This is a genomic window from Proteus sp. G2618 (genome assembly GCF_009915995.1).
Lineage (GTDB): Bacteria > Pseudomonadota > Gammaproteobacteria > Enterobacterales > Enterobacteriaceae > Proteus > Proteus terrae.
In genome coordinates, this window is sequence record NZ_JAABNI010000025.1 from 260571 (window position 1) to 274939 (window position 14369).

At 33.9% G+C, this 14369-nt stretch carries 12 protein-coding genes; 8 read left to right on the forward strand and 4 right to left on the reverse strand.

Annotated elements, in window-relative coordinates; translation table 11 throughout:
• From GWJ01_RS16095 to ahpF, 4 genes are all read left to right on the forward strand, one after another.
• Positions 1-1524, forward strand: a complete 1524-nt coding sequence (locus GWJ01_RS16095) for a carbohydrate porin (RefSeq protein WP_161711299.1) — start codon at positions 1-3, stop codon at positions 1522-1524.
• Between the two features lie 316 nt (positions 1525-1840).
• Positions 1841-2491: a hypothetical protein gene (locus tag GWJ01_RS16100; RefSeq protein ID WP_234566193.1), complete on the forward strand. Its 651-nt coding sequence runs from the start codon at positions 1841-1843 to the stop codon at positions 2489-2491.
• Positions 2492-2770: 279 nt separating this feature from the next.
• The gene (ahpC, locus tag GWJ01_RS16105; protein WP_006536680.1) at positions 2771-3334 is read left to right on the forward strand and encodes an alkyl hydroperoxide reductase subunit C; all 564 of its coding nucleotides are present in this window, start codon (positions 2771-2773) and stop codon (positions 3332-3334) included.
• 69 nt (positions 3335-3403) lie between these two features.
• The gene (gene ahpF, locus GWJ01_RS16110; RefSeq protein WP_075673632.1) at positions 3404-4969 is read left to right on the forward strand and encodes an alkyl hydroperoxide reductase subunit F; all 1566 of its coding nucleotides are present in this window, start codon (positions 3404-3406) and stop codon (positions 4967-4969) included.
• 253 nt (positions 4970-5222) lie between these two features.
• Here the strand turns inward: ahpF and catA are convergent, their stop codons facing one another.
• Entirely contained in the window at positions 5223-5864 is a 642-nt protein-coding gene (gene catA / locus GWJ01_RS16115; RefSeq protein ID WP_109402330.1) for a type A chloramphenicol O-acetyltransferase, read from the reverse strand.
• Between the two features lie 276 nt (positions 5865-6140).
• Between catA and GWJ01_RS16120 the strand changes: the two genes are divergently transcribed.
• Positions 6141-6632 (forward strand): hypothetical protein, encoded by a 492-nt coding sequence (locus tag GWJ01_RS16120; protein WP_109393793.1) that lies wholly within the window; start codon positions 6141-6143, stop codon positions 6630-6632.
• 75 nt (positions 6633-6707) lie between these two features.
• On the opposite strand, the gene GWJ01_RS16125 is transcribed toward GWJ01_RS16120, so the two are convergent.
• From GWJ01_RS16125 to GWJ01_RS16135, 3 genes are read right to left on the reverse strand one after another with little or no spacing between them, the layout of a single operon-like run.
• Positions 6708-9221 carry a PEP/pyruvate-binding domain-containing protein gene (locus GWJ01_RS16125; protein WP_109393792.1) on the reverse strand — a complete coding sequence of 838 codons (2514 nt, stop codon included), beginning with the start codon at positions 9219-9221 and terminating at the stop codon, positions 6708-6710.
• Positions 9205-10086 (reverse strand): phosphatase PAP2 family protein, encoded by an 882-nt coding sequence (locus GWJ01_RS16130; RefSeq protein ID WP_109402329.1) that lies wholly within the window; start codon positions 10084-10086, stop codon positions 9205-9207. The genes GWJ01_RS16125 and GWJ01_RS16130 overlap by 17 nt, the downstream gene beginning before the upstream one ends.
• On the reverse strand, positions 10080-11189 hold the full coding sequence (locus GWJ01_RS16135) for a 1-acyl-sn-glycerol-3-phosphate acyltransferase (RefSeq protein ID WP_161711300.1): 1110 nt from the start codon (positions 11187-11189) through the stop codon (positions 10080-10082). Before GWJ01_RS16135 ends, GWJ01_RS16130 begins: the two co-directional genes overlap by 7 nt.
• 142 nt (positions 11190-11331) lie before the next feature.
• Here GWJ01_RS16135 and GWJ01_RS16140 point away from each other — a divergent pair, with 142 nt between their 5' ends.
• The 3 genes from GWJ01_RS16140 to GWJ01_RS16150 all read left to right on the forward strand — a co-directional run bounded on the left by GWJ01_RS16140 (position 11332) and on the right by GWJ01_RS16150 (position 14350).
• Complete coding sequence (locus GWJ01_RS16140; RefSeq protein WP_109402327.1) at positions 11332-11817, forward strand: GNAT family N-acetyltransferase; 486 nt, start codon at positions 11332-11334, stop codon at positions 11815-11817.
• A gap of 191 nt (positions 11818-12008) precedes the next feature.
• Complete coding sequence (locus GWJ01_RS16145) at positions 12009-12917, forward strand: AEC family transporter (RefSeq protein WP_161711301.1); 909 nt, start codon at positions 12009-12011, stop codon at positions 12915-12917.
• A 92-nt stretch (positions 12918-13009) separates the two neighbouring features.
• Positions 13010-14350, forward strand: coding sequence for a hypothetical protein (locus GWJ01_RS16150; RefSeq protein ID WP_161711302.1), 1341 nt, complete (start codon positions 13010-13012; stop codon positions 14348-14350).
• The last annotated feature ends 19 nt before the right edge of the window (positions 14351-14369 follow it).

Genomic DNA, 14369 nt, shown 5'->3' on the forward strand with positions numbered 1-14369 from the left:
ATGAAAGTAAAAGCATTATCTGTTGTGATAAGTTTAATACTCGCTACGCCATTTTGCTCAAACGCACAAACTGACATAAGTGCAATAGAAGCAAGGTTAAATAGCCTTGAACAACGTGCAGCCGCCGCGGAGGCTAGAGCCACCGCAGCAGAACAAAAAGCGGCTCGCCTTGAGCAATTAATTAATTCCAACAGCTTATCTCAAGAAAAGAAAGCAATGAATCATGTTACAACCGCCAACATGGAGCAACGCATTGCTATATTAGAAATGCAATCTGATGAGGCACAAGCAAAAGTAAACATTGCACAAACTCAACTTAATGAAATCCAACAAAAACAATCCTCTCAGTTTGCTAGTACGAAAAATAAAGAAGGTACAGGTTTTTTCTCTACCAATACAAATTGGGGTGATCTCAAATTGTACGGTGACGTGGAATATAATATCGATGCTGCTAGTAAGAAAGGGCAACTAACATCGATGAGAATGATGCCTGGTAATCAAAAAAATTTTGATGATAATGAAAAATGGTCACTTAACGGGCGTATTTTAATTGGTGTGGATGGTGAACGAGAATTAAAAAACGGTAATTATGCTGGTTTTCGTGCTCAGCCAATGGCTGACATGACGGGTAAAATGAATCTAGATGATGCTGTTTTCTACTTTGGTCAACGTGATAAATGGCAATATAAAATAGGTCGTTATGAAGCTTACGACATGTTTCCACTAAATCAAGATACATTTGTTGAGTATTCAGGTAATACAGCAAATGATTTATATGGTGACGGTTTTGGCTATATCTATATGATGAAAGAAGGGCGAGGTCGTAGTAGTGATGGTGGTAGCATGATGGTTAATACACGCTATAACGACTGGTATTTTGAGCTAAATGCTTTAGTTGAAGATGGAACTTCTGTTTTCAAAGATGGTGAGTATCACGGGCGTAAACTTGATAATCGTAAAAATGTTATTTATATGCGACCTGTTGTTGCATGGCAAAAAGATAACTTAACAATTGCAGGTGCTATAGACGCAAACGTAATAAGTAAAGCCTATGGCTATGATGATGAAAATGGAAAATTTCAAGATCAATCGCGACGTACAGGTTATGGCTTAACTGTAAAATGGGACACTTTAGCTGATGATCCTATTAACGGTATTGTTGCAAATTTAAGTGCTGCTTATCTTGATGCTAAAGGTGAAAATGATTTTTCTATTGGTAGTAATGTCTTATGGCACAAATTTCAACTTGGTTATATTTATGCTTATAATGATATCAAAGCTTACTATCAAAAAAGCGAAAATAGCAGTGGTCAAAATGATACCTATTTAACGCTCAATCCTGGCAAGTACAATATCAACACTGTATTTACTTCTTATGAATTACCAAATATTTTAGATATGGATAATTTTAAAACCTATTTAGGTGCTTATTATTCGCGTATAGATGGTAAAGGCGATATTAATGTACATAGTAGTGATAAAGATCGTTACGGTGCCCGTATCCGCTTTAAATATCTATTTTAACCTTGCCTTTATACTCAAAGTTAGCGATTAGCTTCATATATAAAGACTTCAAAACATTAGTTGGAGTCTTTTTTCTTATATAATGTATATAGTCATTAAATCTATTAACTAGATTGATTTTTTGAACTTACCACTCTTTACTTTCTGAACCTTGATTATTTCTAGTTGTGAGACCTCTCGAATTTTTGAATTTTTCTTAATTAGGTAACTGATTTTACGGGTACTTTTGTTTTATTTCCTGCCATAATCGATTTAACGTTTACAGACGCTTAAACAGCGTATTAAGTACGAATGATATTTATCAGGAAATAATTCAATGTCTTTCTATATACAAAGCAGCAATTCAAATAACGATAAAACCTATAAGAAAAGTAGAACAAAAATACCATTAATAGGCTTAGCCTTAATTCCTTCATTTGTATTTGCTAATGACCTTTCTCAATTGCCACAAAAAGAACGCGTAGCTTACTTTACTCAGGCTCAGCAAGCAGGGATAACAGGTGTTGCAATTAAAACCAAGCCTGTCCTAGCAAGACCAGCCAAAGAAGGTGAGATTATCACCACAATAATTAAAGGAGAAGGGGTTGAAACCGTTTCAGAACCAGCAAAAGTAGGTGATTGGGTAGTACAAAACATTTGCCCAGAAACAGGTAATGAGGAGATCTTGGTAAGAAAAACAAAATTTGCTCAGCGTTACAATCCCACAGAGAAAAGTGAAATTAATCAAGCATCTTATCCTAATGGTTATCAGCCTTTTACCCCCAAAGGCATTGAGATGAATTACTTTATCGTTCCTGACTCTGCACCTCCATTTGCAATGAAGGCACCTTGGGGAGAATTACAACGTTTTCAATCGGGTGATGCTGTTGTGCAATCCACAACAGATAGCCAAGATGTTTATCGTATTCAAAAAGCAGCATTTGAATGTACTTATACTATTCTTAAACCTGCTAAATTAGCGAAATAATATTTAATTTACCTATGATGATGGATATTAATTTTATAATTCATTAGGTTATGATTTTTCTGTTACTGAGGATAAAGATATTAAACAAAGAATAGGCTAATAGAAAGTAGGCATAATTTACTTGTTGTACATTTGCTTTAATAGCTACATTTCGTTAACCTACCTCTATCAATTTCTTCAACTCATTAGGTAAAACCTATTGAACTGATAGCAGGAATGTATTAGCTATTCTCAAGTGGAATAGGTACATTAGACCCATACCAAACAGGAGGAAATACAATGTCTTTAATTAATACCCCAATCAAACCATTCAAAAACATGGCATTTAAAGACGGTCAATTCGTAGAAGTGACTGAAAAGGACGTCGAAGGCAAATGGAGCGTTTTCTTCTTTTACCCTGCAGACTTCACTTTCGTGTGCCCAACTGAATTAGGTGACTTAGCTGATCATTATGCTGAGTTCCAAAAAATGGGCGTAGAAATTTACTCAGTTTCTACTGACACACATTTTACCCATAAAGCATGGCACAGCAGCTCAGAAACTATCGGTAAAATCAAATATGGCATGATTGGCGACCCAACTGGCGCATTAACTCGTAACTTCGAAAATATGCGTGAGAATGAAGGCCTTGCTGACCGTGGTACTTTTGTTGTTGACCCACAAGGTATCATCCAAGCAATTGAAATCACAGCTGAAGGTATTGGCCGTGATGCATCAGACCTGCTGCGTAAAGTTAAAGCTGCTCAGTATGTAGCTAGCCACCCAGGTGAAGTTTGCCCAGCAAAATGGAAAGAAGGTGATGCAACCTTAGCTCCATCACTGGATTTAGTTGGCAAAATCTAAATAAGAATTAAGCCACTAAAAAGTTATTTATCGGGTGTTTCGGCACCCGATTTTATTGAGGGTGCAAAAATGTTAGATAATAATTTAAAAGCTCAATTGAAAGCTTATTTAGAACGATTAACCCAGCCAGTTGAGTTAGTAGCAACATTAGACGACAGTAAACATTCTGCTGATATCCAAGCGTTACTAAAAGAAATCGAACCATTATCCGATAAAGTCACTTATCGTGAAGATAATAACGCTAATGTACGTAAACCATCTTTTCTTATTACCAACCCAGGGAAAGAAACCGGGGTTCGCTTTGCGGGCTCGCCATTAGGTCATGAATTTACTTCATTGGTTTTAGCATTATTGCAAACCGGTGGTCACCCATCAAAAGAAGCACAAGAATTACTTGAACAAATTCGTCAGTTAGACGGTGAGTTTCATTTCGAAACCTATTATTCGCTCTCTTGTCATAACTGCCCTGATGTTGTTCAGGCATTAAACTTAATGGCGATTTTAAATCCGAAGATCACACATACTGCGATTGACGGAGGCATGTTCCAAAATGAAATTCAGGAACGTAATATCATGGGCGTTCCTGCTGTATTCTTAAATGGTAACGAATTTGGTCAAGGTCGCATGACCTTAGCTGAAATTGTTAATAAAGTAGACAGCAATGCAGAAAAACGTACTGCGGAATTATTAAATCAAAAAGATGCATTTGATGTATTGATTGTGGGTAGTGGCCCTGCTGGTGCATCAGCTGCTGTTTATTCTGCTCGTAAAGGTTTAAATACAGGTCTTATCGGTGAACGTTTTGGTGGCCAAGTTCTTGATACTGTTGATATTGAAAACTATATTTCAGTACCGAAAACCGAAGGTGCAAAACTTGCTGGTGCATTAAAAGCCCATGTTGATGATTACCAAGTGGATGTGATTGATAGCCAAACTGTTAGTCGTTTAATTCCGGGGGCGTCTGAAGGGGAATTACACCAAATTGAAACGGCGTCAGGTGCAATTTTAAAAACTCGTAGCTTAATTATTGCAACAGGTGCTCGCTGGAGAAATATGAATGTTCCCGGTGAAAATGAGTACCGTACTCGTGGTGTAACTTATTGCCCACACTGTGACGGCCCACTGTTTAAAGGTAAAAGAGTTGCTGTTATTGGCGGTGGTAACTCAGGTGTTGAAGCTGCAATTGACTTAGCTGGCTTAGTTGAACACGTAACAGTATTAGAATTTGCGCCAGAAATGAGAGCAGATGCGGTATTACAGAAGAAATTACGTAGCTTAGGCAATGTAGAAGTTATCTTAAATGCGCAAACCACAGAAGTGTATGGCGATGGCACTAAGTTAACTGGCCTAAAATACAAAGATCGTACTAATGATTCTATGCACGATATTGCATTAGCAGGTATTTTCGTTCAAATCGGTTTATTACCTAATACACAGTGGTTAGAAGGTACTGTTGAGCGTAATAAGATGGGCGAAATTGTTGTTGATGCCCGTGGCGAAACTAATATCAAAGGTGTATTTGCTGCCGGTGACTGTACAACAGTTCCTTATAAGCAAATCATTATCGCCGCCGGTGAAGGTGCTAAAGCCTCATTAAGCGCATTTGATTACTTAATTCGTACCAGTGCAAAATAAGTAAATCAAAGATAATCAATAAGTTATAGAGAAAGGCATCTTTTTTAAGATGCTTTTTTTGTACATAAGTTATTAGCTAATTAGATACTGATACAACTAAAGAAAGTAATATTCGATTCACCAATGAAGAAATTAAATGGATCAATAAACAAGTTAGATAATTATTGGTTTTCAAGTGAGTTTCTCTAATAATAATCCGCTCTTTTATTTAATTGATAAAAGAGCGGTGTTTTTTATTTAAAAATCAATATTGTTAGCCCGAAAAACCATCACATAACTCTTGAAGTTTATTGATCATTCTAGCCATATGAAAACCATCACATGTAGCATGATGCACTTGAATAGATATCGGTAATAGAAATTTACCATTTTGTTGAGTATATTTTCCCATAGTAAAAATAGGGGGAAAATAATCTTTGACATTAGCTATATTTAAATTAAATCCGTCAAAACTTACCCATGGGATCATCGAAATGCAGAAATGATTTTCTGGTAAATTACCTTTAGCGGATAGACTTAGATTATCTTTATATTTTTGATAATCTTGATTATATCCTTCTAGAAAAGAACGCCAATCCTCAACGTATTCGCTCCATAACTCTGAAAAAGTCTCAGTCTCTGGATGAAAAATTGTGTATGCGGGATTGATATAATCCCAAATAACTAATTCATCATCTTTGATTGTCATTCTAGACTCAGAGTAGTTATTAACTGTTTTCGCAATTAAATAGATCATTGCAGGGTAAAGCTTAAGATTATTTTTAGCTAATACTGTCTTCAAGACAGTAATATCTATTTTAGTTGTTAAGCTAAAACCACACTGTAGGTTATGTCGATAATGTAAGAAATGTTCTTTTCTATTCCATTGTTCTAATTTGATTTTTTCATAATTCATTTTTAAAGCCCTTCTTGTTAAGTAATAAGGTTGTTTTTAACGAAGAAGGGCAAAACGGGTTGTTTGAATAGGTAGCATAGTAGCTCTTTATATATTTAATATTTTAGTTAGATAAAAAAAAGCAAAATAATAAGAGGCGATTGTTAAACTAAATATCAAAATTTGAAGGTATTTTTGTGCTGTTATCAGATTATCACATCATTATTTTGGAGATAAATATTAAGTGTATTATGATAAAAAAGATAGAGATATACTTTAAAAATGAAGGGATTTATTATGCAAGCTAAACTTGCTTATCAATGGAAACAACAAAGGCGTGGAAGACTCTCTTTTTTAGGTCTAGAAATTGCTTGGACAATGTTCTTTTCTATTGCAGAGAACTTAGCAGATCGATGGTTTATATCACTTTATCCCGAAAAGGTAGAGTTGGTTACTGAATATTATTTTTACTATCAATTCTCTTTTACATCATATGGCCTAATAGAATTAGTATTTTTAATAACACAAGTCTACATATTTACGCTCATATTATCTCAACGAGTAAGAGATATAGGCATAGGTTATCCTGTTGTTATTTCAATTATTTTAACGGTTACTCCTATCTTATTAACACCATATTTATTCTTTAATGCACCATCTATGTTAACGATATTATATGCCATTTTATTAATAACTGGGTTGGTCGCTTTACTTGCACCATCTGCTTATAAAGTTGATATTAACAAGGTTTCAAAAGAGAGAGATAACAACAGTAAAATGGATAGTTAAAAAGTCAGTAAAATAAAAAAAGAAAAGCATCGTTTAGATGCTTTTCCTGATCTAGCGGTGATGATTTTCAAATTATTAGGACAAAATCTCAATTATGCCTTTTTGTCCATCAACTTTCACTTTTTGCCCATTTTTTAAAATATTTAAGATATTGCGAACCCCCATTACTGCAGGTAATCCCAATTCTCTAGCAGTAACCGCACCATGAGATAATGGCCCACCGCTTTCTGTAATAATGCCAGATGCGCGATAAAAGAGAGCAGTCCATGCAGGATTAGTTGTTCTTGCAACTAAAATGGCATTCTGTGGAAATTCGGCAAAATTCTCTGGGCCATAAACAAGATAAACTTCGCCTTCGATAATACCTGCACTACCAGCTAAGCCTTTTAATTGATGCTTATTTGTATTTAGTTCATTACAACTATCTTCACCATAGATCCATTGTGGAGTGACTGATTTTGCTTTTAGATATCCTGCTTTGTTTTGGTAGATATGATGACGTAACTGATTCCACTCAGTAGGATTATCTGCAAGAATTGCATCAGCTAAAGGTTGTTCATTAGCAAAATAAATATCCATTGGGCAATCTAAAACACTACGGATAACTAATCGCTCTCCTAACGCTTTTAATCCGCGACGCATAGGTAAGGCTAATCGAGTTGTTTGATAATGCTCTAAGTCATCAAGTGCAGTATAGACGCGAGCTAATCGAATAATCTCTTGTAAGAAAAAGCGCAACTCTTCAGGCGCATCAGAGATAATTGAAAATTCAGTTTCTGACTGTAGGATTTTTTTGCCTAACGGATCATCTGTTTGTTTATCATCTGTTAAATCTGCCATTGCTTTAATTTGAGTTAATACAATATGTGGGGCATCTAACCAAGTAGGATGATATGCATCAAAATCTAATTCTCTATGACCATGATTAGCTAAGAATAAGGTAAATTGCTGGTAAAAATGAGGATCACATACCTCAATTTCTTGCATAATACTTTCAGGAACAATGGATGTTATAAGTTTGAGAAGTTGAGGGTGCTGTCGAACATAACGAGAAAGAGCCCAGAGTTCTGCATTCACTTGTCCAGTTTTAGTTTCAGACATAGCAATTAAATTATCGAATGCTGTATGTGCATATTTTTCTTCTTTAAAGAAGAGTTTTAGCAATGCCATCAATGCAGAATAGAGTGAGCGCTGAGTCAAGGATATGGCAATGTTAGGTAAAAAGTAATCAGCACCTAATTTATTAATTCTTTGCACATAATCCCATAGTTGAAGCAAACTTTTATCCTGCAATGGTTCATTCATCAATGCGCCAATAGAGATTAAATATTTATCTAAATCACGCATCCAAGTGATAGGTAATTCCTGTACCCAACTGAATTTTTGTGCAATTTCAGGCAAAGATTTTAACAGGGTAGGCAAATCATTCATCATCGATGTAGGGAGACGATTATTATACAAGGAAACCGCATTTTGGTTGCCGTAAATATAATAATCTTGCATTCCGAACCATTTACCATTAAATGAAGGAAGTCCCATAAGATTAAGGCTAAAGTTTAATGATGAATGAAAACCTGCTTCACACATATCCCATGTTAATGGCGTGATAGGATTAGGAAATCTTTCTGCTGATTCTTCTCTTGTCCAAATGGGGGCAATTTGTGTCACATTACGTGATTGCAAAAGCCATAATTTTCCATCATGAAATGCCCATTCTATATCTTGTGGGAAATCAAAATATTTTTCTGCTGAGATAGCAAGTTCCGCCACTTGTCTACACTGGTCTGCTGTCAGCGAGGATATGGATTGTTGAGCAGATTTAAGTGGTAAGATTTGAGTACCATTATCAACCATAACAATGGCATTTATTTTTTGAGCAATCGTTTTTTGTTTTAATGTGAAACTCTCTCTATCAATAAGAAATTCATCAACAGGATCTTCACCAGCAACAACAGTTTCACCTAATCCAAATGCAGCATTAATTAATACAGTAGAAAGAGAGCCTTGAACTGGATCAACAGAAAAAGCCACACCCGCAGCTTCATTTTCTTGGACGTTAATCATTCTTTGTAGCACAACTGCCATTGATGCTTGAGTATGGGGTAAATTTAAATGTTGGCGATAGAGCATAACGTGCGTGTGCCATAAAGATGCATAACATTGGCGAATTGCGTCCAGTAAATTAGGCAAAGTTTTAACACCTAATACCGTATCGTGTTGCCCTGCAAAGGCGGCTCCAGGCATATCTTCCAATGTTCCGGAAGATCTTACGGCTAAAGCAGTATTATTTAATTGGAGTTCTTTTAATCTTGAACTTAAAGAATGAATTAAGCTCTCTGGCATGGATGCTTGTAAAATTAAATGGCGAATATTTTTACTAACGACTTCAATTTCTTGCTTTTTTTCTGATAATAAGCGATTAATTTCAGGTAGTAAGGGTGTAATAAATAACTGGTAAGCTTGACAAGAGAGGATTAAACCATCAGGAACAGGCAGTGATTGAATTGTTTTTGCTAAACTCGCGCCTTTACCTCCACTAATAGATACTTCAGAAGCAATAGGTTCGTTAATTTTATAAATGAGTTCCATATTCGACCTTATTATTTTTACAAGTGATGTAAAGCACCAATGATGCAAGCAAAGCACCGACAATAACATCAATGCCGTAGTGATAATGTAAATAGACAGTTGCTAAAATAAGCCCTATTAAGATAGGAGATAAGCAATACGCTGTTTTTCGATAACCTGAAAAATAGAAAAAGCCAACAATATAAAGAGTGATCCCTGTATGCAATGAAGGAAAGACATCCATTCCTGTAATTCCTTTATCAACAAGATCAGTCAGAAATAATGTCATAGCACCAGAGTAAACTGGATAGTTAAAATCAGAAGGAAAAGCAGAGTAAGGGCCGGCTGCGGGGATAGAGAAGTAACCAATAAAGCCGAAAAAATACATTAGCATTAAGCCGAAAAAATAGTTTTTAGCCAGTATATTATTTCGGCTAAAAAAGAAGAAAAGGGCACTGCCAATAATCAAGAAGTAGAAACTAAAATAGCAAAAAGAAAGAAATTCACTTAGCCAACCTGACTGTAAAGAAATTGTCCATTCTGGCAAGCTTTTTCCACCCCATAGGATTTTATCTAATTTATATAAAATATCATCAAAATTCCATTGATATAAACCATAGCGAATCGATTTAAATAGAGGAAAAATAGTCCAACAAGTAATCAGTTGTAATAAACCAAACCAATAGAATCTAGAATAAGAGGTTGCATGTTGTGTTTTGTATCCAACAAAAACGAGTGTTACCCATAAAAAAGAGCCTAAAAATATGGGATACAACATTTCTGTCGCATTCGTTAACCAACTTCCGTAAGTTCCTAATGCCCAAATAATAAACAGTTGTAGAGAAAATAAATGGTTAAAAAGCACTCTGGTTTTCATGGTTAACATATTTGAGCGCCTTTCTTCCTTATTAAGATAAAACCGAATAGTGCACTAGCTAAACTTATACCAATAAATATAGGGAAAAAGAATAGGAGCATGATTAAGATGGGGATCCAAATTGCAGCCGCTATTGCGCCTCCTAATATTTTGAAAAAGCTAATGGTATTACGGGCATCAGCAAAATGAGACGCAATAAATGACGATAATAATATTGGAAATAAAATATACATGAATAAAAATGAAATATAACGCAAAAGTAATATAGGAAATTGAGAATTTCTTTCTATATTTTGATTGTCATTATTTGATTCAACTAGGTTGTTTTGATAGGCAATAAAGGATTCAGCATAAGAATGACCGTCCTTATTTTTATTAAACGCATAGGCTGATGCTTTCTCAAAAATATCAATGTTTGGACAATTAACGGAAATTTTATTTAATGCTGTAGAAACTTCAGTATGAATATTTTGTTCCCATTCTCTGGTTGACAAATTATCTTTTTGTGAATTTATAAAAATATTTTCGCCAATATAAACTTCAACTTTTGAACTGAATTTATCAGGGGCTATATAAAACAAGCCCATAGGGATAATATCAAAAACTACTCCCTCACTGATTAGTGTTCTAATAATTCTTGCTGCCCCTCGTTGATAAGGTAATGGCTGGAAACCCCACTCACTACTGCCCTCAGGGAATAAGAGTAAGTTGCCACCTGCTTTTATATGCGCAATTGCAGCATCTGAAGGACTTGAAAATGTATTTGCATTTACACCTAAACGTTGTCTATCCTTTTTTCTAACTACAGGAATACCTGTAAAAAAAGTTCTCATTAAACGACTATTTAATAATTGAATTGATGCTAAAGCTTGAGCTTGAGGAAATGCCTTTAATGCAATGTAGCCATCAAAAGCACTGTTCCGATGACTACATAGAATTAACTTTGGATGTGTATTTTCAGTTTGATATCCATTATGGTGAATAAGTGAAATTTTGGAAAAGTAGATTTCTCTAATTGCACCTGAGATGCATTGATAATAAAAAGGAAGTGGAGAACCAGCAACAAAAAAGGAGGTTTTTTTTATTGGTGAAGGTAATATTGAATTGGGCATAAGATTTCCTTACATTATTCCTTCTGCAAAAACATATCACGCTCTTAAAAAAGTAACACTAAAAAATTAAAATTTAAAATGTATTGTTAGAATAAATTATTTTACTAATTTGAGGCTCTTAATTCTAATGAATAAGATGGAAATGAGTATGATTCAACTTAGACTCGCTGAACCACAGGAAGCAAGAAGGCTGTGGTATTTACGAAATCAAGCATTGCGATTTGGTTGTGAGAATGTTTATCCATCAGAGATTTTAGCCGCTTGGACTCCTGATGAGATGCCTGAAGGATATCGGCAGGCTATTATTGATAATCCATTTTATGTGATTGATTATCAAGAATACAATATTCCTGTTTCTTCGGGTTTCTTAGATGTTAAAACTGGTTTTGCTGAAGCTATTTTTACATTCCCTGAATACATGGGAAAAGGATTTGCAGGATTAATTTTAAAGCAACTGAAGCATGAGGCAATTAAAAGAGGGCAATCTAAATTATTTTTAGATGCAACACCTAATGCAGTATTATTTTATTTAAAACAGGGTTTTAAAGCATTAGAAGAGCGTGATTATTATTCTGATTTAGCGAAAGCAAGTTTACATTGTTACCGCATGTACATTGATTTAGATTAGTCGCTTGTATTTCGACGATCTTAAAAGGATATTTTTTATAATGGACTAATAATAAAAAAGCTATTCTTAAAATGCGGTATAAATTTATTTTTATCATTTTTTGAATTAGCTTTTATATTAATAAGATAAAATAGCAATCCTCATGATGTTGCGATATTGTGAAGTATCACAGTATCTTTGGGATAAATATTATGCAAAATGTGTTATTAACGTTATGGCCGTTATTTGCGTTAATTGCGCTAGGTGCAATTTTAAGAAGAAATAAAACGTTTGAACCTGCATTTTGGGTTGGAGCTGAAAAACTTAACTATTTTTTACTTTTTCCTGCCTTATTGATTAATAGCTTGGCAAATGCTCCTTTATCTGATCCGCAATTACCTCACCTTGCTGGTGCTATTTTTTCTGTCGTTTTAATTGTCACTATATTGTGCATTATCTTGAAAAAAATAACAGGGTGGTCTGCTGGTCGCTTCGGTGCGATTGTTCAAGGCAATATTCGGTTTAACACTTATCTAGGCTTAGCTATTGTTGCTGATTTATTTGGAGTTGAAGGTTTGGGAATAGCGGCTTTGATTCTAGCAACACTAGTTCCCCTATCAAATGTGACCTCGGTACTTTGTTTAACAGCAGGGCAAAATGTGACTTCGCGTCAGCTGATATTGCCTATCATAAAAAACCCTTTAATTATCTCTTGTGTTATTGGCATCATAATAAATTTGTTAGGGGTTGGGCTTCCTTTTGGTAGTGATCAATTTCTGAAATTGTTAGCAGCAACGAGTTTACCTTTAGGCCTTATTTGCATTGGTGCGGCATTGCATCTATCAACACTAAAAGCAGAAAGCAAAATGATTGGTATTAACACAGTTACTCGTTTGCTTATAGTACCGGTAATCGCGTATAGCATTGCTTGTTTTTTAGGCTTATCTTCATTAGTTATGACGCTTTTTGTTGTTTTCTTTTCTATTCCAACAGCGCCCACTTCTTATATTTTAACCCGGCAGTTAGGGGGGGATTCTGAGTTAATGGCAGGGATCATTACATCTCAGACGATATTTGCAGTGCTGACATTGCCTATTATTTTAAGTTTTTTAGCAATATAGAAAGGTTTCATTATTAAAAATAACTAGATTGTTTTTTTATATCATAAAATCTTTATCCTGATATTTTTATTTTATAATATTAGGAGAATATTATGATAATGAAAATTGCTGATTATTCAATAAGTTCTGTGAATGCAAAACAAATAAAAAATACACCCAATCCACTAGATGCAAGAACTATATGGGAAAAAATAAAAAATTGGTTTGGTTTTGGACAAGAAAGTACGGTTATCCCATTAATTAAAAATACTTTTTTTAGTAATGGTATATATAATTTAGGTAACCTGCTTGGGTTCTGTAAATTAGAACACCTTACTATTGGTGATGAATATAAAAAAATTTTTTTGATTGAAATAAACGGTGATGAAATAACTTATTCTATTAAATTGGATGAAAATCCTTACGGTGAAAGAATAAGCTTCTCATATAATATAAATGATATTGACCAGGATTTGAAATCAATAACAGATATAATAATAGCATTAAAAGAAAATAATTTTGATGAGTTTATATTTGATGCTATAGCAATCTGGGTTGAAAAAAATAAGAATAACATTAATAAAAGCGATGATATTAAAAAAGAAGTTATTATTGATTTAATAAACAATAGAATTAAGATTGTAAATGAAAATAAATTTGATAGAGATTTCATATTAGCAAATAGATTATATAAAAAAGCTAATTTTGATTGTAAGAAATTCCCTGGTGAATTTAAGGTACTAATTGAAGATGAAAGGAAAAAAGCAAATAAAGAAGGTAAAAGATTATTAGATAAAATCGAGGCTGAACTACTTACTGATTTATCAAGGATGTCATTGAAAATTAATGGTGTTTCTATTGCTGGCCTAAGAGATAAACCAGAAGGATTAGCCGAGGATTTATTCAAAGAATTAGAGTTTGAAAAATTAAAAAATGAATTTACAGATTTGGATGAAAATGATAAGGAACTAATTTATTCCTTATTATATCAAAAAGGACTTCTTGAATTTAAATCATTTTTGATGAAACAAGATACACTTGCGGGATTAATTAATGTTCCTTATTCAGCAGAAACGGCAATAGATATTATAAAAGATAATAGTAAAAATACAATAAAAATTAAAATAGAAAATAAAAAATCATTAAAAGATAAAAGTACTAATAATAAAGAAAATATAGTGAATTTAATGGAATCAGAGTTACCTTATGTTAATGAGCAACACTGTAATTTAGTCAACCTCGTTAGTAAAGAACTTATAGGAAAGCCTTTTTCATTAGAGAAATATATGAATATTAAGGGTATTGTTAACTCTAATATTTCAGAGTTATTATTAGTCGGAAGGGGTATTACGTTAGAAGATAAAACTAAATTAATTTTTGAGTATGATATTAAAAATAAAACACTTGTTCTTGATAACGAAAGTGAATATGAATACGCAATCTTGAAATATTGACTATTGGGCTAAACAGAGC